Genomic DNA, 20,914 nt, shown 5'->3' on the forward strand with positions numbered 1-20,914 from the left:
GACCAAGTGAATTCGACGGGACACCCTCGTCAAGATCGCGTCGTCACCAACTCGGCCATGGACTTGTCGCCCAGTCCAAGGGGCAAGGGGAACCGGATGTGCTCTTCCACACCCGCCATCTTGCGCACGCTGGTGGCCCCCATCTCCCGGAGTCGGGCGATCACGGCCTCCACCAGCACCTCTGGCGCGGACGCGCCCGCCGTCAGTCCAACACGGGGGCGCCCTTCGAACCATGCCGCTTCCAATTGCCCGGCATCGTCCACCATGTAGGCGGGGGTGCCCAAACGCTCGGCCAGTTCACGAAGGCGGTTGCTGTTGCTGCTGGTGGGGCTGCCCACGACCACCACGATGTCGACCTGAGGTGCCAAGACTTTGATGGCGTCTTGGCGGTTCTGGGTGGCGTAGCAAATGTCCTGCTGCTTGGGTTCGCGCACCTGGGGGAAGCGTCGGCGGACGGCCGCCAGGATGTCGGCCGCATCGTCCACGCTGAGGGTCGTTTGTGTCACCACGGCCAACTTCTCACTTTGCCGCAGTTGCACCCGGTCGACGTCGACCACGTCCTCGACCAAGTGAATGCCCTCGCTCAACTGTCCCATGGTGCCTTCCACCTCGGGATGGCCTTTGTGGCCGATCATGATGAACTCGTAGCCCTCTTTGGCGAGCTTGGCGACCTCGACGTGCACCTTCGTCACGAGCGGACAGGTGGCGTCAAAGACCTGGAAGCCGCGCGCTTCGGCCTCGCGACGCACTGCCTGACTGACCCCGTGCGCGCTGAACACCAAGGTCGCTCCAGCGGGCACGTCACTCAACTCCTCGATGAAGATCGCCCCTTTGGCCTTGAGATCGTTCACCACGTACGTGTTGTGCACGATCTCGTGTCGCACATAGATGGGCGCACCGAACTTGGTCAGCGCGCGCTCGACGATTTCGATGGCCCGATCCACGCCGGCACAAAAACCTCGGGGCTCAGCCAGCACCACCTCTTGCGTGATTGGCGTCATCGCAGCACCCCGATCACTTGCACCTCGAAGCGCAGCGGCACGCCCGCCAAAGGGTGGTTGAAGTCGAACAGCACCCAGTCCGGCCCCACCTCGGCCACGCGGCCGGCAAAGTGCTCGCCGCCGGTGGGCGTGGGGAACGTGATGACATCACCGACCGTGTATCGCTCGTCCGGATCCCCGTGTTCGTCCAGCAAGCGGCGGCTGACCCGCTGCAGGAGTTCGGGGTTGTGCGCCCCGAAGGTGGCATCCGCAGGGAGGTCAAATCCCTCACGCGCCCCTTCCGGCAGCCCGATCAGGCACGCCTCCAGCGCGGGCGACAACGCCCCCGTGCCCAAGGTCAAGGTGGCCGGCTGTTGGTCAAACGTGTCGACCAGGGCATCGCCATCGGGCCCGCTGAGGCGGTAGTGCAAGGTCAGGAAATCGCCGGCGGCGACAAGTCGGTCGGTCATGGTCGGCGCGGGCAAGCCCACGTCACACAGGGACAAAGGGGGGCGATTCTAGAATTTCTCCATGTCCATGGCCGACCTTCCTCCCAGCAGCCGTCCCAGAGAAAAGCTGTTGGAGCGGGGCCCTGAATCGCTGAGCGACGCCGAACTGCTGGCCTTGCTGCTGCGGACGGGCGTGGCAGGCACCGGCGTTTTGCAACTTGCCGACTCGCTCTTGCAGCGTTTCGGCGGCATCTCAGGCTTGCTGCAACAAGACGCCAGCGCCTTGCAATCGGTCAAAGGCTTGGGACCGGCCAAGCGGGCCGAACTGGCCGCGGTGCTGGAGTTGGCCCGCCGTGCGATAGAGCAACCGATGGCCGAGCGTCCCGTCCTGAACGACCCGGGGTCGGTGCAACGCCTGCTTCGGCTGCGATTGGCGCACAAGCCCCACGAAGTGTTTGCGGTGCTCTTCCTGGACGCACAACTGCGCTTGATCGCTTTGGAAGAGTTGTTCCGGGGCAGCCTGACCCACACCGCGGTCCACCCCCGGGAGGTGGTCGTGCGGGCCCTGGCCCTGCACGCCCACGCCGTGGTGTTGGCGCACAACCACCCCAGCGGCGTGTGCGAGCCCAGTGGGGACGACCGCCGGCTGACCGAGCGACTGGCGGCTGCCCTCCACCTGGTGGACGTTCGCGTGCTTGACCACGTGGTGGTTGGGCAGGGAACGTGCCGATCGTTGGCCGAGATGGGGTGGATCTGATGGCCAGCCCCCCCCTCAAAGGCCTGGACAGCCTGGCCTCGGTCCAGCGCGTGCTGCGCGAACGCCGCGCCGCCCAAGAGGCCGCCGAAGCCGCGGAACGCGAACGGTTGGCGCGGCTGGCCCGAGAGCGCAACCTGTTCGCACAAACGGTCGGGGCCGTGCATGCCATGCCGGACCGTGGCCTGGCCCAAGTGCCTCGGCCACGCCCCACGCCAGAGCCGCGCAGTCGCGAGCGCGACGAGCAAGCCGTTCTGGCGCAAGCACTGAGCGACGACTTTGACGTTGACTCCTTGCTGGAGACCGACGAAGACCTGTCCTTCCGACGACCGGCCTTGCCGCCGCAAGTGCTGACCAAGCTGCGGCGCGGGCAATGGAGCATCCAGGCCCAGCTGGATCTGCACGGCCTGCGCAGCGACGAAGCGCGCGAAACCCTCGCGGCTTTTTTGCAGGACTGCCAGCTGCGAGGCAAGCGCTGCGTGCGCGTCGTCCACGGCAAAGGCCACGGCTCGCCGGGCAAGGAGGGCGTCCTGCGCGTCAAGGTGCGGCGTTGGCTGGTCCAGCGCGACGAGGTGCTGGCCTTCGTCCAAGCCACGCCGGTCCAGGGCGGCGCTGGCGCGCTGGTGGTGCTCCTGCAGGGCTGAGTCAGGCCCCAGCTCGGTTGCGCATCCAGTCGGCCGTGCCGGCGAAGGACTCGGCCAATCGCACCCGCAAGGGGTCGGGCACCGCGACGGCCACCATGGCTTCACCCATGCACGCCAGCCAGTCGTCGCGCTCGCGAATGCCGATCGGAAACGGCAGGTGTCGCGCTCTCAGCCGAGGATGGCCGAAGCGCTCGATGTAATGGTCGGGGCCCCCCAGCCACCCGCAAAGAAACCAGAACAGCTTGTCGCGAGACCCGTCCAGATCGGTGGGGTGCAAGGCCCGCAGGTGCGCGTACTGGGGCTCCAAATCCATCAGGTCGTAGAAGGCGTCGACAAGGCCGCGCACGGCCCCTTCCCCTCCCAAGGCCTCGAACGGCGAAATCGGCGCCGCCTCAGACACCGACGATCGTCTGGGCCAAGTGCTTGAGGCCCAATGCCGCGTTGCTGCCTGGATTCAGTTCGAGCAACAGCTGCCGCTTCAACACCGCTTGCCGCACCGCCTGATCGTTGGGGATCTCCCCCCACAAATCCAGCCGGAAAGCGCCCTGGGCCGGCGCAAAGCGCGCCAGCACCGCCTGCAACTGACCGCACACCACCTTGCCCTCGCCGGGCCGGTTGGCCTGGTTCAACACCAAGCCCACGCTCTTGCGCTGCTGGGTCGTGGCCAGCACCTTGATCGTGGCGTAAGCGTCGGTGAGCGAGGTGGGTTCGGGCGTGGCCACCACCAACACGTCGGCCGCCAAGCTGACGGCATAGAGCACCACGTCAGAGATGCCAGCCCCGGTGTCGATCAGCACCCAGTCAAAGCGAGGCTTGACCTGCTCGATGATGGCCAACAACTTCTCGCGCACGTCGGGTGTCAGGCGGGAGTACTCGACCATGCCTGAGCCGGCCAGCAGCACGGAGAACCCCCCCGGCGCCGGCAGGATGGCCTGCTCCAAGGTGCACTTCTCCGTGAACACATCGTGCAAGGTCAGCTTGGGATGGAGGTTCAGCACCACGTCCAGGTTGGCCAGACCGAGGTCCGCATCCAGCACCAAAACGCGGTGACCGCGCGCCGCCAAGGCTGCCGCCAAATTGGCCGTGACGAAGGTCTTGCCGACCCCGCCCTTGCCACTGGTCACGGCCAGCGTGCGGGCGGTCATGGCGCCTCCTGGGGAATGATGGCAAAGAGCATCGATTTCTCGTCGGCGGTGACCACCGATTCGGTCTGGGGCTCGAAGCAAGCCCGGTTGCGTCCCTCCGCCTTGGCGCGGTAAAGCTGCCGGTCGGCGCGCTCCACCCAGAGCAAGGGGCTGGACCGCACCCACTGCGGCGCAAAGGCCCCCCCGAGGCTGACGGTCACGCGCAAGCGTTCGGTCAGCGAAATGGCCACCGACGCGGCCTCGACTTCCGCGCGGATGCGTTCGGCCACGGTCGGCCCGAAACTCGGGGGGCAATTCGGCAGCACCACGCCAAACTCTTCCCCGCCAATGCGAGCCACGGTGTCCATGGGCCGCACCGCGCCGGCGATGGCCGCCGCGACCGCTTTGATGACCTCGTCGCCGCTGGCATGACCATGGGTGTCGTTGACGCGCTTGAAGTGATCGATGTCCAAGACCAACAACAGCGCCGGCTCACCCGCACGTGCCACGCGGTCGATTTCGCGCTCCAAGACCATCTCGAAGCTGCGACGGTTGGCCAGCCCGGTGAGGGGGTCGCGGTTGGAAAGGTCGGCCAAGGCGTCAATGACCCCCTGCAACCACAAGACGCTGTAAGGCTCAGCATCGGGCAACAGGGCACCCGCTTGCTCCAGCAACTGCAAGGCGGGCTCCAACTGGAGCTGGCGCAGTTCGGGCAGCGATCGAGAGGCGTCGGCCATCAATTGGGGCAGGCTATGGGTTCGATCCAGTCTAGCAGTGGGGGCTACAGCCGCTGACCCCCGTGTCGATACTAGGGCGTCGGGTGCAAGTGCGCTCCCACAATCAGTTAGCAATTTCGCCGTCTGTCCGGACCGTTTCATCCCATGGCCGCTTCTGTCGATCAGGAATTCACCTTCGCCAAGAGCGACTTCGAACGGGTGCGCAAGCTGATCTATGGCCACGCCGGCATCAGCTTGCACGAGGGCAAGCAGGCCATGGTGTACAGCCGCCTGTCGCGCCGGCTCCGTGAAACCGGGCACAGCAGCTTCCAGCAGTACCTGGACGACCTCGAGCGCAGTAGCGGCCCCCAGGCCGACAAGGAATGGCAAGAGTTCGTCAATTGCCTGACGACCAACCTCACCTCGTTTTTTCGCGAGGAGCACCACTTCCACGCCCTCGCCGATGAACTCAAAGGTTGGGGCAGCAAGCCACTGCGCATCTGGTGCTGCGCGGCCTCCACGGGCGAAGAGCCTTACTCGCTTGCCATCACTTGCCACGAAGCCATTGGCAACCTGAACAACGTGCAGTTGGTGTGCTCCGACATCGACACCAATGTCTTGGCCACCGCCCGCCGCGGGGTGTACGACGCCGAGGCCCGAGGGCTCTCCCCCCAGCGTTTGCGGAACTATTTCATGCGGGGAACGGGTGCCAATGCCGGTCGGATTCGGTTCAAACCCGAACTCACGCGCAACATCGACTTCCGGGTGGTCAACCTCATGCACACCCAGTGGCAATTGGGCGAACCCTTTCACATGGTGTTCTGCCGCAACGTGATGATTTACTTCGATGCCCCGACCCAACGCAAAGTGCTGGAACGCATTCACAAGGTGATGGCACCGCATTCCCTGCTGTTCGTCGGGCACTCGGAGAACTTCACCGAAGCCAAGGACTTGTTCCGTCTAAGGGGCAAGACGATTTACGAGAAGGTCTGAAAGCCCAAGCATGAGCAGCCTCCCTTCATCGAGCGCCGCCAGCACCATGCTGGGCGGCGGCGCGGCGGCCACCGCCTGGGTGAACCGCCTCAAGGCGCAGCCCCGCAAGAGTGGCGAGGCCTCGTTCTTCTTTTATGACTCCCACTTCAAGGCGGCGGCGGTCAAGGTGCTGCCGGGTGAGTACTTCGTGGACACCGAGGACGTCCTGATCCAAACCACCCTGGGTTCGTGCATCGCCGCGTGCTTGTGGGATCGGGTGGCGATGGTGGGCGGCTTGAACCACTTCATGCTGCCGGAAGGCAACGGCGAGTCGGGCCGTTACGGACTGTTCGCCATGGAACTCTTGATCAACGAGATGCTCAAGCGTGGCGCCAACAAGGGCCGCATGGAAGCCAAAGTGTTCGGCGGGGGCGCCGTCATCAGCGGCATGAGCAGCATCAACGTGGGGGAGCGCAACACCAACTTCGTGCTCGACTTCCTGAAGACCGAGCGCATTCCGGTCGTGAGCAAAGACGTGCTGGACGTGTACCCGCGCAAGGTGTGCTTTTTGCCGAAGAGCGGCAAGGCCATGGTCAAGCGCTTGGCAGCCGCCAACGACGCCCTGCTGGCCCAAGACCGCACGGCCGTCCAGAAGGTCGCCCCGGTGGCAACCAGCGGCGGTTCGATCGACCTGTTCTGAGAGACATTTGGTATGGCGAAGACGCGCGTGGTGGTCGTGGACGACTCGGCACTGGTTCGGTCCATCCTCACCGAGATCATCAACAAGCAGCCGGACATGGAATGCATCGGCGCCGCCAGCGATCCGCTGGTGGCCCGCGAAATGATCCGCAACCTGAACCCCGACGTCATCACCCTCGACGTCGAAATGCCCCGCATGGACGGCATCGACTTTTTGTCGCGGCTGATGCGTTTGCGGCCCATGCCGGTGGTGATGGTCAGCACGTTGACCGAACGTGGCGCGGAGGTCACGCTGAAGGCCTTGGAGTTGGGCGCGGTGGACTTCGTGGCCAAGCCCAAGATTGGTGTGGCCGACGGCATCCGCCAACTGGCATCGGACATCACCGACAAGATTCGCATTGCCGCACGGGCACATGTGCGCCGCGTGGCGGCGGCACCAGCGCCCGGTGCGCCGGCAGCCGTCGCGCCAGCTCCGGTGGCCAATGTGGGCCGACTGTCCACCGAGAAGATCATCTTCATCGGGGCCAGCACCGGCGGCACGGAAGCCACGAAAGACGTGCTCGTCAACCTGCCCGCCGATTGCCCGGCCGTGTGCATCACCCAGCACATGCCACCTGGGTTCACGACCAGCTACGCCCAGCGACTGGACAGCCTGTGCAAGATCCGGGTCTCCGAGGCTCGCGATGGCGAGCGCATCTTGCCGGGCCACGGGTACCTGGCGCCGGGGGGCAAGCAGTTCAGCGTGGAGCGCTCGGGCGCCAACTACATCGCTCGCGTCGTCGATGGCGAACCCGTGAACCGTCACCGCCCTTCGGTGGAGGTCTTGTTTTTGTCGGCCGCCCGGGTGGTGGGACCCAACGCGCTGGGCATCATGCTCACGGGCATGGGCGCCGACGGGGCGGCCGCGATGAAGGTGATGCGCGACGCCGGCAGCTACAACCTCGTGCAAGACGAGGCCTCGTGCGTCGTTTTCGGCATGCCCCGCGAAGCCATCAATGCGGGGGCCGCGCACGAGGTCCTGCCCCTCAAGGACATTGCGCCAAAGTTGCTGGAGCGGCTGCGGGCCTCGGGCGGCTCGATGACGCGGGTTTGAAGGACTGCGTCAGCGGCTTGGCGAGGAGGGCAAGAACAAAGCCTGGAGGTCGTTCAAGAAATCGAAGCCGCGGGCCGTGGGCTGCAGGCGCGCGGGGTCGTCCTCCAGCAAGCCTTGTGCAACGCCCAATTCGCGGGCACGCGCCAAGGCCGACAAGGGCAAGCCCGTTCGCTCGGTGAACAGCGTCAAAGGCACCCCTGCCGACAGTCGCAACGCGTTCATGGCGAACTCGAACGGCAGATCGGCGCGAGCGACTTCGTGCTCGTTGCTGACCGCTTGACCCAGCGGAGCCTCCTGGAGGTACCGGCGCGGTTCGCGCCAGCGCACTTGCCGCAGGATTCGATGCGGAAAGCTGATCTTGCTGTGGGCCCCAGCCCCGATGCCGAGGTAGTCACCGAACTCCCAGTAGTTGGTGTTGTGCACGCATCGGTGCCCTGGCCGCGCGTGGGCCGACACTTCATAGCGCTCCCACCCTTGAGCCCGGGTGCGCGACGCAATCAAATCCAGCATGTCGCTGGCCAAGTCGGCATCGGGCACGTTCGGGGGCTCCACCGCGAACCTGGTGTTGGGCTCCAAGGTCAGGTGGTACAGGGACACGTGAGGCGCTTGCAGCCTCTCCAACTCGTCCAGCTCGGCGGCCAACTCGTCCAGGGTCTGGTCGGGCAAGGCGTACATCAGGTCCAGGTTGAAGGTGTCGAAAGCAGCCCGAGCCTCCTCCACAGCGGCTCGCGCCTGTGCCGCATCGTGGACACGACCCAGCCGGTGCAGCTTGGCGTCGTTGAAGCTTTGCACGCCAACGCTGAGACGGGTCACGCCCGCTTCACGGTAGCCGCGAAACCGATCGATCTCAAAGGTGCCGGGGTTGGCTTCCAGGGTGATCTCGCAGCCGGGTTCGAGCGGCACGCGAGCCCGCAGGTCGCTCAGCAACTGCGCGATGTGCCGCGGCGTGAACAAGCTGGGCGTGCCTCCGCCGATGAACACCGACACCACAGGACGGCCCCACACCAGCGGCAAGGCCGCCTCCAGGTCGCTGCACAGCGCTTCCAAGTAGGTCTGCGCCTGCTCGTCGCTCAGCCCTTGCGCACTTTCGTGCGAGTTGAAGTCGCAGTACGGGCACTTGCGCAAACACCAGGGCAGGTGCACGTACACGGCGAGCGGCGGCAGGGCCGCCAACTGCAAGGTGCCCGGGCGCATCCAATGCCGGGCCTTGTCCAAGCCGTTCAATCCCAGCCCCACGTGCCCCGCAGTTGCGACAGCAACACCGACATCGCCTGCGCACGGTGGCTGTGCGCTTGCTTCTCTTGGGCGCTCCAAGCGGCCACACTTCGATCGCTGCCCAGCGGCTGCACGATGGGGTCGTAGCCGAAACCGCCCTCTCCTTGGGGCGCCTTCAACACCACCAAAGGCCAACGGCCCAGCGCCACCAGCGGCTCCGGGTCGTTGGCGCTGCGAACCGCCACCAGGGCGCACACGAATCGTGCGTGGCGATTCTCGATCGCTGCCATGCGACGCAACAGCTCGGCGTTGTTGGCAGCGTCCCCTTGCCCGGCACCGGCATCTCGCGCAAACCGAGCACTGCGCACGCCCGGCAGTCCGCCCAAGGCATCGACGCTCAACCCCGAGTCGTCGGCCAAGGCGGGCAAGCCCGAGACCTGGGCGGCGTGGCGGGCTTTGGCCAAGGCGTTTTCAACGAAGGTGAGGTGCGGCTCTTCGGCTTCCGGAATGTCGAGGGTGCCTTGGGGAATCAACGCGATGCCCAATGGCTGCAACAAGTCCTGCAACTCCACCAACTTCTTGGCGTTGTTGGAGGCCAAGACCAAACGTCGCGTCATGCCGCCAGCGCCTGCCCTTGCAGCGCAACCAACTCACTCACGCCCTTGCTGGCCAGGTCCAGCAAGCCATTCAGTTGCTCGCGGGCGAAGGGATCCCCTTCGGCCGTTCCTTGCACTTCCACAAACCCACCGCGGCCGGTCATCACGACGTTCATGTCGGTGTCGCAGCTGGAGTCTTCGGTGTAGGCCAGATCCAGCATCGGAAAGCCCCCCACGATGCCCACCGACACGGCCGCCACCGCATCCCGCAAGGGCCAGGCCTTGAGCAGTCCCTTGGCTTGCAGCCAGGAGCATGCGTCGTGCGCCGCGACGTAAGCCCCGGTGATGGCCGCGGTGCGCGTTCCGCCATCCGCCTGCAGCACATCGCAGTCCAGGCTGATGGTGCGCTCTCCCAAGGCCTCCAAGTCAAACACCGCACGCAAAGATCGACCGATCAAGCGTTGGATCTCCTGAGTCCGACCGCTTTGCTTGCCCTTGGCGGCCTCGCGGTCGCTGCGGGTGTGGGTGGCGCGCGGCAACATGCCGTACTCGGCCGTGACCCAACCGCCCCCCGAACCCCGGCGGTGCGGTGGCACCCGCTCTTCCACCGAAGCGGTGCACAACACCTGTGTGTCTCCGAAACAAACAAGCACCGAACCTTCCGCATGGCGCGTGTATTTACGAATGAGGCGAATGGGGCGCAACTGATCGGCACGGCGGCCATCGGCACGCAGCGCCTGCTGCAAATCTGACATCTCAACCCTTCTTTTGAGCGCGACGAATCGTCTCGTTGATCTCTTCGACGGCCCGCTCGATTTCGGCGTCGTCCAAGGCCTCGCGACGCTCCATCTGCTCCAGCATCTGCTGTTGGATGGTGGTCGCGAAGGCCGACTCGTGCAGGCTCCGGGTCGACAGGTGTTCGACCGACTCCACCGGGTCGTCCTCGCCCTCCCACTCCAGCGCCAAGACGGTCACGTTGTCCGACTTGGGGCCGCCGGCCCGCAGCGCCGACTCCACCAAATCGGGCACGGTGTCCGGCAACGGGCGACCGGTGAGTTGCGTGGTGATGAAGCCATCGTCCAAGACCCCCCACAGCCCGTCGGAACACAACAAGATCCGATCTCGGATTTGCAAGGCGATCGGTCCTTGCGTGTCGATCATGGGCCGACCTGGGCTGCCCAGGCAGGTGAACAACACATTGCGGTTCACCTTGCCTTCCACGGCCTTGCCCAGCGCCTCTTGCAACTCTGAGTACGAATGGTCTCGCGTTCGGGCGAACAAGGCCCCCTCACGCACAAGGTACAGGCGCGAGTCCCCGCAGTGAACCCAATACGCGGCGCCGCTTTGCACGATGCAGGCCACGACGGTGGTGCGGGGCGTGTCGGAAAGGTTGCGCTCTTTGGCGTAGGCCAGCAGTTGATGGTGCGCCGCCATCACCCCTTCCCGAAGGAACACCAGCGGGTCTGCGATTCGGGGTTTGGCCGAAACCTGGAACAACGAGGCCAGGGTTTGCAAGGCAATCTGGGCGGCCATTTCGCCCTCAGGGTGACCGCCCATGCCATCGGCCAGCGCAAAGAGCACCGCGTCGCGCGTGTAGCAGTAGCCCATGCGGTCTTCGTTCTTCTCGCGGCCGCCTTTGCGACTGACCTGGAAGATCCCAAACTTCATGCCTTGGCCCCGGTCTTGAGGTTCTCCAACTGCATCTTGAGGCGCTCACTGAAGCTGAGCTTCGTGTAGCGCCGCTCGGTTTCGCGCGCCAACTCCTTCTGCAGCGCGAACACGGATTGCGGCCGCGCCAAAGGGTCGAGGGACATGCACCACTCCGCCACCTCGATAAGGTTGTCCGAGTACACATTGCGCAGGCGCGACAGGCTGAGGCTGAGGCGGTCCTTCTCTTGCCGCTGGGGGGCGTCGTTGGGCGGATAGCCCTGCATGCACGCGTAGATGCAAGCGCCGATCGCGTAGATGTCCGTCCAGGGGCCCAGCGAACCGTCCCGGCGGTACATCTCCGGCGCTGCGAAGCCCGGCGTGTACATCGGACGAATGAAGTTGCCCTCTTTGGACAGCACTTCACGCGCCGCCCCGAAGTCCAGCATCACGGCACGGTTGTCGTTGGTGATGAAGATATTGGCGGGCTTGATGTCCAAGTGCAGCATCTTGTGCTGATGCACGATGCGCAAGCCCTTCAAAATCTCGTCGAACAGCGAACGAATCGTGGATTCGCGAAACACCTTGTCGCGTTTCAAATCGCGCGCCGTCACGATGAAATCCTGCAAGGTATCGCCCTGCAGGTAATTCATCACCATGTAAACGGTTTCGTTCTCTCGAAGAAAATTCAGCACCGAGACGACGCTCGCGTGCGAAATTTGGGCCAAAGAGCGCCCTTCTTCGAAAAAGCTACGCAACCCGAGGCGGTACAGCGGCAGCTTGTCGGGCTTGATGCGCGGCACCAACTCGCCCGGCGAGCGCTCGGCCAACGACGACGGCAGATACTCCTTGATGGCCACCAAGTGGTGCTCAGGGTCTTCCGCCAAATACACCACCCCGAAGCCACCGGCCGCGAGTTTCTTGATGATCTGGTAGCCGCCCACCACGGTGCCGGCGGGCAACGGAGCCGGTTTCGGCTTTGACATAATCGGCGTTGCCTGTTTTCTGAAAGCCAGACAGATTTATGCCAGTCTACAGCATGACCGGGTATGCCAACGTGTTGCGGCAACCGGGTGCAAACCAGGGGGCCGGGGGCGCCCAACTCGGGATCGAACTGCGCAGTGTGAACGGGCGCTTCCTGGACCTGAGCCTTCGCCTGCCCGAGGAATGCAGGCACCTCGAAGGCAGCCTGCGGGAGCGCGTGAGTGCCCACTTGCGCCGTGGCAAGGTCGAGTTGCGTTTGGCGTGGCAGGCCGGCGACGAAGCCGAGTGGCCAGAGATCTCGCCCAGCGCCCTGGCCCGCCTGGCCACCATGCAACACCAGGTGCAAGCGGCCCTCCCCGAGGCTCGCTCTTTATCCGTGCAAGAGGCCTTGGGGTGGTGCAAGCAAGCGCGCGCGCAAGCGCCGGCCGGCGACGAGGCCTGGATGGCTTTGGTGGAAGCCGGTCTGCAGGCACTGCTCGAAGCCCGCGCCCGGGAGGGCGAACGGCTCGCAGCCATCCTGCTGGACCGGGTTGCCGCGTTGCGAGCGCTCGCGAACCGCGCCGAGCCCTTGGTTCCCGCCGTCGTCGCACGGCAGCAGCAGCGCTTCCTGGAACGCTGGCAAGAGGCTTTGACCAGCGCGGGCGGCAACGTGAGCCCCGAGGCCGCCCAAGAACGTGCCCTGACCGAAGCCACCAGCCAAGCCATCCGCCTCGACGTGGCGGAAGAACTGGCGCGCTTGCGCACCCACCTTGACGAGATCGAGCGCCAGCTTCGCCGCGGCGGCGAGTTGGGCAAGCGGCTGGACTTCTTGATCCAGGAGCTGCACCGCGAAGCCAACACCTTGGGCAGCAAGTCGGCCGCCCTCGAACTGACCGAAATCGCCGTGGACATGAAGGTGGCGATCGAGCAGATGCGCGAGCAAGTTCAGAACATCGAGTGAGTCCCCCCATGGAAAGTCCAGGCAATCTGTTCGTCGTCGCCGCCCCCAGCGGGACTGGCAAGTCCAGCCTTGTGAAGGCCCTGTTGGAGTTGGACGCCAAGCTGGCGGTATCGGTGTCCCACACCTCGCGCGCGCCGCGCGGGCAAGAGCAACACGGTCGCGAGTACTGGTTCGTCAATGCCGACGAGTTCCGGGAGATGGTGGCGGACGACGCTTTCTTGGAGTGGGCCGAAGTGCATGGCAACCTGTACGGCACTTCCAAAGCCGCCATCCAGTCGCGCATCGACCAGGGCGAAGACATCGTGCTGGAGATCGATTACCAAGGGGCCATGCAAGTCAAGCAGCTGTTCCCCCAGGCGGTGCTGATCTTCATCCTGCCGCCCAGCTGGGAGGAATTGCGCCAACGGCTGGTGCGCCGGGGCGACACGGAAGCGGCCGTCATCGAGGCCCGCATGGCCAACGCGCGCAGCGAGGTGGCGCAGGCCAAGCACTTCGACTACGTGGTGATCAACGCCCTGTTCGAGACGGCGCTCTTCGACCTGAAGGCCATCGTGCACGCGGCTCGTCTAAAATACGCAGCTCAGGTTCGGCACCGAAGCACGGTGTTTCAAGCCCTGAACCTCCTCTGACTCTTAGAACGAAGCACGCCATGGCCCGCATCACCGTTGAAGATTGCCTGGAAAAGATCCCCAACCGCTTCCAACTGGTTCTGGCCGCCACCTACCGTGCGCGCATGCTGAGCCAAGGTCACAGCGCCAAGATCGACAGCAAGAACAAGCCCGGCGTCACCGCCCTGCGCGAAATCGCCGCCGGCGAAGTGGGGCTGGAAATGCTCCGCCGCGTGCCTGTCTAAGGCAAGCACTCCAGCGATTCAGGGCTCCTTCGGGAGCCCTTTGTTTTGGCTGCGCTAAATTCGGCGCATGCTGAAGTCTCTTGCCGCCGTCAAATGGCCGGGCGTCCGTCCACCCAAAACGGTCGAGGCGGCCAATGCGGCCTCGTTCGATGCGTTGGCACCGGCCTTGCAGTACCTGAGCAAGGGCGATGTAAAGCGTGTCCTCGAGGCCTTCCGCTTTGCGGACCAAGCCCACTTGGGCCAGTTCCGGGCCAGCGGTCAGCCCTACATCACGCACCCCCTGGCGGTGGCCAACATCTGTGCCGGTTGGCGGCTGGATGCCCAAGCCATCATGGCGGCGTTGATGCACGACACCATGGAGGACTGCGGCGTCACCAAATCCGAGTTGGTGGAGCGCTTTGAAGCGCCGACCGCCGAGTTGGTCGACGGCTTGACCAAACTGGACAAGCTGCAGTTCTCGACCAAAGAGGAATCTCAGGCCGAGAGTTTTCGCAAGATGCTTTTGGCCATGGCGCGCGACGTGCGGGTCATCCTGATCAAGTTGGCCGACCGCTTGCACAACATGCGGACGATGGAGGGCATGGCGCCGAACAAGCAGCGCCGCATCGCCGGAGAAACGCTGGACATCTACGCTCCCATCGCCCACCGCCTGGGACTGAACCAGACCTACCGCGAGCTGCAAGAGCTTTCGTTCCGCTACCAGAACCCATGGCGGCACGCCGCGCTGTCGAAAGCCATTGAACGCGCACGGGGCAACCGCCGCGACTTGGTGCAGCGCATCGAAACCGATGTGCAGCGCGCGTTCAACGAAGCCAGCTTGCCCGTTCAGATCAGTGGCCGAGAGAAGACGCTGTATTCGATCTACAAAAAGATGCGGGAGAAGCACCTGAGCTTCGCGCAGGTGAGCGACATCTTTGGCTTCCGCATCGTGGTTGATGAGTTGCCACAGTGCTACCTGTCCCTTGGCGTCCTCCACCAGCTGTACAAGCCCCAACCCGGCCGTTTCAAGGACTACATCGCCATCCCCAAGCCCAATGGCTACCAATCCCTGCACACCACGCTGGTGAGCCCGCTGGGAACGGCTGTCGAGTTCCAGATTCGCACCGAGGCCATGCACCGGGTGGCCGAGCAAGGGGTGGCCGCCCATTGGCTCTACAAGGTCAAGGGCGATGAGCCGCAAGCCCTGGGCAGCAAGTTGCTGCAGTCTCTGCTGGACATCCAAAGCGAGACGCGCGATGCGGGCGAGTTCCTCGAACACGTTCGGGTGGAGTTGTTCCCCGATGCGGTCTATGTGCTCACACCGCGGTCGCGCATCTTGGCCTTGCCCAAGGGCGCCACGCCGGTGGACTTTGCCTACGCCATCCACTCCGACATCGGCGACCGCTGCGTGGCCGCCCAAGTGAACGGCGAAATGGTGCCGCTGAGAACGCCGCTGAAGAGCGGTGACGTGGTGGAGATCGTCACCGCACCCCAGGCCCGACCCAATCCTGCCTGGCTGGCCTTCGTTCGTACGGGGCGGGCGCGCAGCAAGATTCGCCACCACTTGAAGACGCTGGCCAGCGACGAGGCCCGCGACCTGGGTCGCAAGATGCTGGCTCAGGCCCTTCGGGCGGAGGGCCTGGCCCTGCCCGACATGGCGAACGAGGTGCTGTGGCGCGACTTGGCCAAATGGTCGGGGGCGCGCAATGCCGACGAGCTCTTGGGCGAAGTCGGCATCGGTCGCAAGATCGCCGGCATGGTGGCCAAGCAATTGGCACGGATGCTCAACGACGCCGGCACCAAGCCCGACGCCGTGTTGCTGACGATGGGCCGATTCAGCACCGACGACACGGTGTCGCAGGGCCTGGTCCTGCTGGACGGCAGCGAGGGCGCTTCGGTTCGCTATGCACGTTGCTGCCACCCGATCCCTGGTGACGAGATTCGAGGCTACCTGGGCCGGGGCGAGGGGCTGCTCGTGCACACCGCCGAATGCCAGACCGGCAAGCGCTTGCTGCAGCGAGACAGCGACCACTGGATCGGCGTGGCCTGGGCCGACGAGCTGCAAGGCAGCTTTGAAGCGGGCATCGGACTCTTGCTGCGCAATGGCAAGGGCGTGCTCGCGCAGGTGGCTGCTTCGGTGAGCCAAGCCGAAGCGGACATCCGCCACGTGGCGATGGACAAAGACCAGGACGTGGCCGAAGAAACGGCCGAGATGCGCCTGGTCATCGCGGTGCGTGACCGCCACCACCTTGCCGACGTGCTCCGCCTGCTGAAACGCTCGCCATCCGTCATGCGCGTTTGGCGCATCAAGCCCTGATCAAGTCCTGATCAAGCGCTTCGGGGGTAGCGCACCTCCACCACCTCCAGCACCGTGTCACCGCCCGGGGCCCGCAAGACCACCTCATCACCAACGCGCGACTTGAGCAGTGCTCGCGCCACCGGGGAGACCCAACTCACCTCCCCGGCCAAGGCATCGGCTTCGTCGACCCCTTTGATGGTGATGGTCCGCTCGTCACCATCTTGATTCGCGTAGGTGACCGTGGCACCGAAGAACACCTGGTCGCCGCCCTCGTGCAGGCTGGGGTCGACCACCTCGGCCACGGACAAGCGCTTGGTCAAGAAGCGAATGCGGCGGTCGATTTCCCGAAGTCGCTTCTTGCCGTAAAGGTAGTCGCCGTTCTCACTGCGATCGCCGTTGCTCGCTGCCCAGTGGACGACCTCCACCACCTTGGGGCGCTCAACGTCCAAGAGTTGCATCAGTTCGGATCGCAAAGCGGCATGGCCTTGCGGGGTCATGTAGTTTTTGGCGCCCGCCGGGATGACCAAACCCCCTGTTGCAGCGTCCTCGTCGTCGTCCGCCGCATCCGGCTCGCGAGTGAATGCCTTGCTCATGGCTCGCCAGCAGCTCCCAAAGGACAACAGGCCCGTCGCTTGCGCGACGGGCCTGTTTGAATGTTGGCGCGGCTGGCAGGATTCGAACCCACGACCCCTTGGTTCGTAGCCAAGTACTCTATCCAACTGAGCTACAGCCGCAGCGACTCCCGCATGGCAGGAGCAGCAAATTTCCTTGCAGTGGCGCGGCTGGCAGGATTCGAACCCACGACCCCTTGGTTCGTAGCCAAGTACTCTATCCAACTGAGCTACAGCCGCGCAGCAAAGACGAAAAGTATAGCACAGGCATTCCGGACCTACAGCAGCCCACCACCGCGCTCAACTCAACAGCTTGGCTGCTTGCTCCAGATCGGCGGCCCGTTGCGTGCCGTCGCCCGCTTCCATCGACATGTCCGCCAAGCGCAACCAAGCGCGGCGTCGGTCCTCGGGCGAAAGACGCGAATCGCCCCCTGCCGCGGCCAAAAGCTGCCGTGCCTTGCCCCAAAGTTGAAGCTCGGCCAAGGCCAAGCCCAGGCACAACTGGAGGTAAGCCTCGCGGGGCCATTGGGCCACGGCCGCTTCGAGCTTGGGCAACCACTCAGCGCCGATGCCCACCACGCACTGCGAGAGCCCCATGGCCAGCGTTTTGCGCTCCTCGTCGCTGCGCTGTGCCAATCCGTCCCACAAGGGTTTCAGCCATGCACGGGCCTCGGACGCCGCACCCCAGCGTGCCATCGCGGTGGCGGCCCGCACGGCCACCAACACATCGCGCCGATCCGCCCCTTCCAATTGCGACCAAGCCTGACGAAGCTGGTCGGCATCGCGCGCAGCGTCCAAGACCTCGAAGGCCAACGATCTCATCAAGCTGCTGGCCACGGTGGCCGAGAACCCTTGGTGCTTGGCCAGCAGCCGCGCGGTCTTCAAGGCTTCCATCGATTGCCCTGCCAATCGCGACGCTTGAAGGCGCAAACGCAAGGCCTGGGTGCGTCGCCCCGCGCCAGGACCCAATGCCTCCAAATGGCGCAAGGCTTGAGGCGCCTCCCGGTCGTCCAAAGCCCAGGCGGCCGCCATCAGTCTTGCCGCCTCCTCGTGGGTCCGGGGCCCGCCAGCCCCGAGCGCCGATTCCCAATGCTGTTGCCGGCGCGACCGATCTTGCAATCGGTGCGCCGCCTCGGCCGCCAACAAGTGCGCCAAGGCCACCGCATCACCGTCTGCTCGCAACTCGGGCGACTTGGCCTGCACCGCCAGCAGTCGCTGGGCCGCCTTGTGCGCTCGCGCAAAGCGGCCACTCCATAGGGCCACCAAGGCTTCGCGCAGCAGTTGTTGTGCGCCACGATCCCGCTGCGCCAAACGCCACGCCTTGGCGCGTTTCGGCAGGTTGAGCAGGGAATCGAGCGACTGCAGCGTGGCCACCACCGCCGCACACAGCAACAGGAACGCCAGCAGAAAGAGGTTGAGCGAAACGTCCACCCGCCATCCCTGCCAGAACAGGCTGACCAGGCCGTCGTTGCGCCCAAACGTGAGGGCCGCCACAGCCGCCGCCGTGAACAGCAATACCAGCCAAATCACGCCGCGCATGGTCAGCGCACCGCGCCAAGCGCCGCCAGCGCAGCCAGGCTGTCATCGGGCCTCGGCAAAGGCTGGGGCTTGGCCTGCAACAAGACCTGGGTCAGCAATTCAACCGCCGTCTGCACGCGCCGCTGGCGAACATCAGCGTGCCGTTGGACCAAGCGCAAGGCCGCCTCCAAGTCCACCCGGGCCGTCTCGAACTGCCGGGACAACAGAGCCAGCCTTGCATTGAGGAGCCTGAGTTTCAGGTTTTCGCGCAAGAAAAACGATTGCTCCGGAGTCTTGAGCATGGCGTCCGGATGCTCGATGCGGGTCACGCGCACCAAGCCTTTCACCTCGTCCCAGACCTCATCCCCTCGGACGCCCAGCCAGTGGCGCCAACGATCCCATGCGTCTTTCGGCTCGGCGGCCGGCGCCGCCGTCCGGTTGACCGGGCTTCGCGCAATGCGCTGGGGCTCATTCAACAAGGGCAAATCGTCGATGAGGCGAGACACCTCGTCCAAACGCAAGGCCAGCGTCGCCGCGTCCACGGTGCTGGCCGCCTTGACGCGGTCGAGGTCGCGCAGCAAGGCCCGGCGGACGCCTTCCAATCGGGGCTGTTTGTAGCGCTGCAAGCGCTCATCCCCCTGCCGCAGGGCCGTCAACAGCGGCTCGGTGCTGCCCACCAGGGCCGCTTGCTGGCTGGCCACCCGCAGGCTGGCCTCGAGGTCACCGACCACGTTCTCATCGCGCGAGCGCGAAAGCGCGCTGAGCAAGTCCTCCAGTTGTCCGCGCTGCAGAGCAACCTCGGCCAACTTGGCCTCGGCCAGCGCCAACTTGGCCGCCAAGTCCCGGACCTGCTCTTCCGTTTGCTTTGCCGACCCTTGGGCCGATTCGGCCAGGCCCTGACTGGTCGCCTGACGGCGCACCAACTCCTGCTCCAAGGCATTGAGCCGATTCTGCGCCTGCCATGCCAGTGCCCCGGATCCCAAGGCCATCACGGCCAACATCCCCAAGCCCAGGCTGGGCCACCAGGCGCGTCCAGTGGACAGGAAAGTCGACGACTCGGGCGCGTCGGCGGGGCGGTCTTCAGGGTGCATCGCGGGCATTCTAGGGAGCGGCAGGACCGCCTTGGCGGGGTACCGCGACGTGGAGGTGCCATGCGTCGGCCACGGCCTGAACCGTGGGCAACACCTCGGTCACGCGAAGGCCTGCAGCGCGCGCCGCTGCCGCAATGCGCGGGTGCGTCGCCAGCACAGGCAGGGGCGGGAGTGGCCCAGCCAAGGTTTGCCAATGGCTGACGGCCTCGCTGCTGGAGAGCAGCCACAGGGGTTCGGGTTGTGCCGCCATCAAAGTTTGCAAGATTGCCGCTTGCTCCGCATTCGGCCGCGGGCACTGCCGCTGGTAGACCGCTTCGGCCTCGACGAACGCTCCGTCGGCCCGCAGGCGGTCGGCCAACCATTCGCGACCGCCCTGCCCGCGCAGGAGCAAAACCGCCTTGCCCGCCCAAGGCGCGAGCCGCTGCAGGATTGGCCAAAGGGCCTCCGAATCGAACTGTGCCCCATTGGATGGCGGCGACAGGACCTTGTGCGAGGGGACGCCAGCCGCCCTCAACGCTTCGGCGCTGCCGGGGCCCACGCATGCCGCCCACGCCCGCTCGGGCCAAACCTTCCCAGGTGGGCACGCCGCCATCACCGCGGCCACTGCATTGGGACTGGCAAAGAAGACGAGGTCCACGTCCGGCAAGCGATGCCAGGCTCGGGTCAACGATTTGGGATCGTGAGCCGGGGCAATGTCGATCATGGGCCAGCCGACGACGGTCACTCCAAGGGCCGTCAACGCTTCTTGCCAAGCGGCTTGTTGGGCTGCCGGCCGCGTCAGCACCAAGGGAGGCTTGTCAGCCCAATGGGACACCGGCATCCCGCAGTTGTTGGGCCACCGTCTCGCCCAAAGACTCCGCGCCGTCCAGCCCGCTCACCTCGGCGTCGGCTTCCGCTTGCCACAGGCGCGGACCGGCGGGGAGCAGCGCGCCGAACACGGCGCGCAGATGCAATCGCTCGCCCTGCCAATGCGCGTGGGCAGCCAGTGGCACGCTGCAGCTGCCCCCCAGCGCCCGCGACACCGCCCGCTCGGCCCCGCAGGCCCACGACGTGGCTCGATCGACCAAGGGCCCCAATGCGGAGATCAGATCGGTGCGCGACGCCAACACCTCGATCCCCAACGCCCCCTGCCCAGCGCAAGGCAGCATCTCATCCACCTCGAACGCCGATCGCACGCGGCTTGCCAACCCCAATCGAACCAGGCCGGCTCGGGCCAACACGATGCCGGCGTACTCCCCGTCGTCCAGTTTTCGCAAGCGGGTGTCCAAGTTGCCACGCAAAGGCTGAACGTCGAGGTCGGGACGTCGGGCCAGCAGTTGCACCTGCCGACGCAGGCTGCTGGTGCCAACCCGCACCCCCGACGGAAGGTCCTCCAGACGCGCAAACTCAGGACTGACCCACGCATCGCGCGGATCTTCCCGAGTCATCACCGCAGCCAAGGCGTACCCGTCTGGCAGGTCCATCGGCACGTCCTTGAGGGAGTGGACCGCCAAATCCGCCTCGCCCCTGGCCAGCGCCAGCTCCAACTCCTTGACGAACAGGCCTTTGCCCCCCACCTTGGACAGGCTGCGGTCCAAGATCTCATCGCCGCGGGTGCTCAACGGCAGCAAGGTGACGCGGGCGCCAAGTTCGGATTCCAGGCGGGCTTTCACGTGTTCGGCTTGCCACAGGGCCAAGCGGCTTTGGCGGGTGGCAATCTTCAAGGTCATCGTCATGGGCCTCACTCTAGCTTTCCCACGAAGCCAGCCCC

At 65.3% G+C, this 20,914-nt stretch carries 24 protein-coding genes and 2 tRNA genes; 9 read left to right on the forward strand and 17 right to left on the reverse strand.

The window, feature by feature from the left end:
• Positions 1-29: 29 nt before the first annotated feature.
• Both ispH and EOD73_RS04555 read right to left on the reverse strand, forming a co-directional pair.
• A complete protein-coding gene (gene ispH, locus EOD73_RS04550) occupies positions 30-1,001 on the reverse strand; it encodes a 4-hydroxy-3-methylbut-2-enyl diphosphate reductase (protein WP_127681281.1) in 972 nt (323 codons plus the stop codon).
• Complete coding sequence (locus tag EOD73_RS04555; RefSeq protein ID WP_127681283.1) at positions 998-1,450, reverse strand: FKBP-type peptidyl-prolyl cis-trans isomerase; 453 nt, start codon at positions 1,448-1,450, stop codon at positions 998-1,000. The genes ispH and EOD73_RS04555 overlap by 4 nt, the downstream gene beginning before the upstream one ends.
• 61 nt (positions 1,451-1,511) lie before the next feature.
• Between EOD73_RS04555 and radC the strand changes: the two genes are divergently transcribed.
• Entirely contained in the window at positions 1,512-2,186 is a 675-nt protein-coding gene (gene radC / locus EOD73_RS04560) for a RadC family protein (protein ID WP_127681285.1), read from the forward strand.
• Entirely contained in the window at positions 2,186-2,827 is a 642-nt protein-coding gene (locus tag EOD73_RS04565) for a Smr/MutS family protein (RefSeq protein ID WP_127681288.1), read from the forward strand. The genes radC and EOD73_RS04565 overlap by 1 nt, the downstream gene beginning before the upstream one ends.
• Position 2,828: 1 nt before the next feature.
• Here EOD73_RS04565 and EOD73_RS04570 read toward each other — a convergent pair whose 3' ends face one another.
• From EOD73_RS04570 to EOD73_RS04580, 3 genes are read right to left on the reverse strand one after another with little or no spacing between them, the layout of a single operon-like run.
• Positions 2,829-3,227 carry a group II truncated hemoglobin gene (locus tag EOD73_RS04570; protein WP_375137425.1) on the reverse strand — a complete coding sequence of 133 codons (399 nt, stop codon included), beginning with the start codon at positions 3,225-3,227 and terminating at the stop codon, positions 2,829-2,831.
• Complete coding sequence (locus tag EOD73_RS04575; RefSeq protein WP_127681292.1) at positions 3,220-3,972, reverse strand: MinD/ParA family protein; 753 nt, start codon at positions 3,970-3,972, stop codon at positions 3,220-3,222. Before EOD73_RS04575 ends, EOD73_RS04570 begins: the two co-directional genes overlap by 8 nt.
• Positions 3,969-4,688, reverse strand: coding sequence for a GGDEF domain-containing protein (locus EOD73_RS04580; RefSeq protein ID WP_127681294.1), 720 nt, complete (start codon positions 4,686-4,688; stop codon positions 3,969-3,971). The genes EOD73_RS04575 and EOD73_RS04580 overlap by 4 nt, the downstream gene beginning before the upstream one ends.
• A 144-nt stretch (positions 4,689-4,832) precedes the next feature.
• Here EOD73_RS04580 and EOD73_RS04585 point away from each other — a divergent pair, with 144 nt between their 5' ends.
• From EOD73_RS04585 to EOD73_RS04595, 3 genes are read left to right on the forward strand one after another with little or no spacing between them, the layout of a single operon-like run.
• Positions 4,833-5,660 (forward strand): CheR family methyltransferase, encoded by an 828-nt coding sequence (locus tag EOD73_RS04585; protein ID WP_127681296.1) that lies wholly within the window; start codon positions 4,833-4,835, stop codon positions 5,658-5,660.
• Positions 5,661-5,706: 46 nt separating this feature from the next.
• Positions 5,707-6,339: a chemoreceptor glutamine deamidase CheD gene (cheD, locus tag EOD73_RS04590; protein WP_240660638.1), complete on the forward strand. Its 633-nt coding sequence runs from the start codon at positions 5,707-5,709 to the stop codon at positions 6,337-6,339.
• Positions 6,340-6,351: 12 nt separating this feature from the next.
• Positions 6,352-7,431 (forward strand): protein-glutamate methylesterase/protein-glutamine glutaminase, encoded by a 1,080-nt coding sequence (locus EOD73_RS04595; protein WP_127681300.1) that lies wholly within the window; start codon positions 6,352-6,354, stop codon positions 7,429-7,431.
• A 9-nt stretch (positions 7,432-7,440) separates the two neighbouring features.
• Here EOD73_RS04595 and hemW read toward each other — a convergent pair whose 3' ends face one another.
• The 5 genes from hemW to EOD73_RS04620 are packed head-to-tail and all read right to left on the reverse strand — an operon-like array spanning position 7,441 to position 11,875.
• On the reverse strand, positions 7,441-8,625 hold the full coding sequence (gene hemW / locus EOD73_RS04600) for a radical SAM family heme chaperone HemW (RefSeq protein WP_127682414.1): 1,185 nt from the start codon (positions 8,623-8,625) through the stop codon (positions 7,441-7,443).
• Positions 8,626-8,651: 26 nt separating this feature from the next.
• Positions 8,652-9,263 carry an RdgB/HAM1 family non-canonical purine NTP pyrophosphatase gene (gene rdgB / locus EOD73_RS04605; protein WP_127681302.1) on the reverse strand — a complete coding sequence of 204 codons (612 nt, stop codon included), beginning with the start codon at positions 9,261-9,263 and terminating at the stop codon, positions 8,652-8,654.
• Positions 9,260-9,976 (reverse strand): ribonuclease PH, encoded by a 717-nt coding sequence (rph, locus tag EOD73_RS04610; RefSeq protein ID WP_164845984.1) that lies wholly within the window; start codon positions 9,974-9,976, stop codon positions 9,260-9,262. The genes rdgB and rph overlap by 4 nt, the downstream gene beginning before the upstream one ends.
• Before the next feature lie 22 nt (positions 9,977-9,998).
• Entirely contained in the window at positions 9,999-10,910 is a 912-nt protein-coding gene (locus EOD73_RS04615; RefSeq protein ID WP_127681306.1) for a PP2C family protein-serine/threonine phosphatase, read from the reverse strand.
• A complete protein-coding gene (locus EOD73_RS04620; protein ID WP_127681308.1) occupies positions 10,907-11,875 on the reverse strand; it encodes a serine/threonine protein kinase in 969 nt (322 codons plus the stop codon). The genes EOD73_RS04615 and EOD73_RS04620 overlap by 4 nt, the downstream gene beginning before the upstream one ends.
• Before the next feature lie 38 nt (positions 11,876-11,913).
• Between EOD73_RS04620 and EOD73_RS04625 the strand changes: the two genes are divergently transcribed.
• The 4 genes from EOD73_RS04625 (at position 11,914) to EOD73_RS04640 (ending at position 15,962) form a co-directional block, all read left to right on the forward strand.
• Positions 11,914-12,813 (forward strand): YicC/YloC family endoribonuclease, encoded by a 900-nt coding sequence (locus tag EOD73_RS04625; protein WP_205702407.1) that lies wholly within the window; start codon positions 11,914-11,916, stop codon positions 12,811-12,813.
• Between the two features lie 8 nt (positions 12,814-12,821).
• Positions 12,822-13,442, forward strand: a complete 621-nt coding sequence (gene gmk / locus EOD73_RS04630) for a guanylate kinase (protein WP_127681310.1) — start codon at positions 12,822-12,824, stop codon at positions 13,440-13,442.
• A 20-nt stretch (positions 13,443-13,462) separates the two neighbouring features.
• The gene (gene rpoZ / locus EOD73_RS04635; RefSeq protein WP_127681312.1) at positions 13,463-13,666 is read left to right on the forward strand and encodes a DNA-directed RNA polymerase subunit omega; all 204 of its coding nucleotides are present in this window, start codon (positions 13,463-13,465) and stop codon (positions 13,664-13,666) included.
• A 67-nt stretch (positions 13,667-13,733) separates the two neighbouring features.
• Positions 13,734-15,962, forward strand: coding sequence for a RelA/SpoT family protein (locus tag EOD73_RS04640; RefSeq protein ID WP_127681314.1), 2,229 nt, complete (start codon positions 13,734-13,736; stop codon positions 15,960-15,962).
• A gap of 11 nt (positions 15,963-15,973) precedes the next feature.
• Here the strand turns inward: EOD73_RS04640 and greB are convergent, their stop codons facing one another.
• The 7 genes from greB to hemC all read right to left on the reverse strand — a co-directional run bounded on the left by greB (position 15,974) and on the right by hemC (position 20,879).
• Positions 15,974-16,537 (reverse strand): transcription elongation factor GreB, encoded by a 564-nt coding sequence (gene greB, locus EOD73_RS04645; protein WP_127681316.1) that lies wholly within the window; start codon positions 16,535-16,537, stop codon positions 15,974-15,976.
• A 64-nt stretch (positions 16,538-16,601) separates the two neighbouring features.
• Positions 16,602-16,678 (reverse strand) — tRNA-Arg (locus tag EOD73_RS04650).
• A gap of 40 nt (positions 16,679-16,718) precedes the next feature.
• Positions 16,719-16,795 (reverse strand) — tRNA-Arg (locus EOD73_RS04655).
• A gap of 60 nt (positions 16,796-16,855) precedes the next feature.
• A complete protein-coding gene (locus tag EOD73_RS04660; RefSeq protein ID WP_127681318.1) occupies positions 16,856-18,094 on the reverse strand; it encodes a heme biosynthesis HemY N-terminal domain-containing protein in 1,239 nt (412 codons plus the stop codon).
• Between the two features lie 2 nt (positions 18,095-18,096).
• Positions 18,097-19,164 carry a uroporphyrinogen-III C-methyltransferase gene (locus tag EOD73_RS04665; RefSeq protein WP_240660593.1) on the reverse strand — a complete coding sequence of 356 codons (1,068 nt, stop codon included), beginning with the start codon at positions 19,162-19,164 and terminating at the stop codon, positions 18,097-18,099.
• Between the two features lie 10 nt (positions 19,165-19,174).
• Positions 19,175-19,984 (reverse strand): uroporphyrinogen-III synthase, encoded by an 810-nt coding sequence (locus EOD73_RS17990; RefSeq protein ID WP_127681320.1) that lies wholly within the window; start codon positions 19,982-19,984, stop codon positions 19,175-19,177.
• Positions 19,962-20,879, reverse strand: a complete 918-nt coding sequence (hemC, locus tag EOD73_RS04675; protein ID WP_127681322.1) for a hydroxymethylbilane synthase — start codon at positions 20,877-20,879, stop codon at positions 19,962-19,964. The genes EOD73_RS17990 and hemC overlap by 23 nt, the downstream gene beginning before the upstream one ends.
• Positions 20,880-20,914: the final 35 nt, after the last annotated feature.

The sequence above is a fragment of the Inhella crocodyli genome (assembly GCF_004004565.1).
Lineage (GTDB): Bacteria > Pseudomonadota > Gammaproteobacteria > Burkholderiales > Burkholderiaceae_C > Inhella > Inhella crocodyli.

Coding starts and splice junctions, on each gene's coding strand:
- ispH (WP_127681281.1), bottom strand. CDS start 1,001: ATGACGCCAATCACGCAAGAGGTGGTGCTGGCTGAGCCCCGAGGTTTT.
- EOD73_RS04555 (WP_127681283.1), bottom strand. CDS start 1,450: ATGACCGACCGACTTGTCGCCGCCGGCGATTTCCTGACCTTGCACTAC.
- radC (WP_127681285.1), top strand. CDS start 1,512: ATGTCCATGGCCGACCTTCCTCCCAGCAGCCGTCCCAGAGAAAAGCTG.
- EOD73_RS04565 (WP_127681288.1), top strand. CDS start 2,186: ATGGCCAGCCCCCCCCTCAAAGGCCTGGACAGCCTGGCCTCGGTCCAG.
- EOD73_RS04575 (WP_127681292.1), bottom strand. CDS start 3,972: ATGACCGCCCGCACGCTGGCCGTGACCAGTGGCAAGGGCGGGGTCGGC.
- EOD73_RS04580 (WP_127681294.1), bottom strand. CDS start 4,688: ATGGCCGACGCCTCTCGATCGCTGCCCGAACTGCGCCAGCTCCAGTTG.
- EOD73_RS04585 (WP_127681296.1), top strand. CDS start 4,833: ATGGCCGCTTCTGTCGATCAGGAATTCACCTTCGCCAAGAGCGACTTC.
- cheD (WP_240660638.1), top strand. CDS start 5,707: ATGCTGGGCGGCGGCGCGGCGGCCACCGCCTGGGTGAACCGCCTCAAG.
- EOD73_RS04595 (WP_127681300.1), top strand. CDS start 6,352: ATGGCGAAGACGCGCGTGGTGGTCGTGGACGACTCGGCACTGGTTCGG.
- hemW (WP_127682414.1), bottom strand. CDS start 8,625: ATGCGCCCGGGCACCTTGCAGTTGGCGGCCCTGCCGCCGCTCGCCGTG.
- rdgB (WP_127681302.1), bottom strand. CDS start 9,263: ATGACGCGACGTTTGGTCTTGGCCTCCAACAACGCCAAGAAGTTGGTG.
- EOD73_RS04615 (WP_127681306.1), bottom strand. CDS start 10,910: ATGAAGTTTGGGATCTTCCAGGTCAGTCGCAAAGGCGGCCGCGAGAAG.
- EOD73_RS04620 (WP_127681308.1), bottom strand. CDS start 11,875: ATGTCAAAGCCGAAACCGGCTCCGTTGCCCGCCGGCACCGTGGTGGGC.
- EOD73_RS04625 (WP_205702407.1), top strand. CDS start 11,914: ATGCCAGTCTACAGCATGACCGGGTATGCCAACGTGTTGCGGCAACCG.
- gmk (WP_127681310.1), top strand. CDS start 12,822: ATGGAAAGTCCAGGCAATCTGTTCGTCGTCGCCGCCCCCAGCGGGACT.
- rpoZ (WP_127681312.1), top strand. CDS start 13,463: ATGGCCCGCATCACCGTTGAAGATTGCCTGGAAAAGATCCCCAACCGC.
- EOD73_RS04640 (WP_127681314.1), top strand. CDS start 13,734: ATGCTGAAGTCTCTTGCCGCCGTCAAATGGCCGGGCGTCCGTCCACCC.
- greB (WP_127681316.1), bottom strand. CDS start 16,537: ATGAGCAAGGCATTCACTCGCGAGCCGGATGCGGCGGACGACGACGAG.
- EOD73_RS04660 (WP_127681318.1), bottom strand. CDS start 18,094: ATGCGCGGCGTGATTTGGCTGGTATTGCTGTTCACGGCGGCGGCTGTG.
- EOD73_RS04665 (WP_240660593.1), bottom strand. CDS start 19,164: ATGCACCCTGAAGACCGCCCCGCCGACGCGCCCGAGTCGTCGACTTTC.
- EOD73_RS17990 (WP_127681320.1), bottom strand. CDS start 19,984: ATGCCGGTGTCCCATTGGGCTGACAAGCCTCCCTTGGTGCTGACGCGG.
- hemC (WP_127681322.1), bottom strand. CDS start 20,879: ATGACGATGACCTTGAAGATTGCCACCCGCCAAAGCCGCTTGGCCCTG.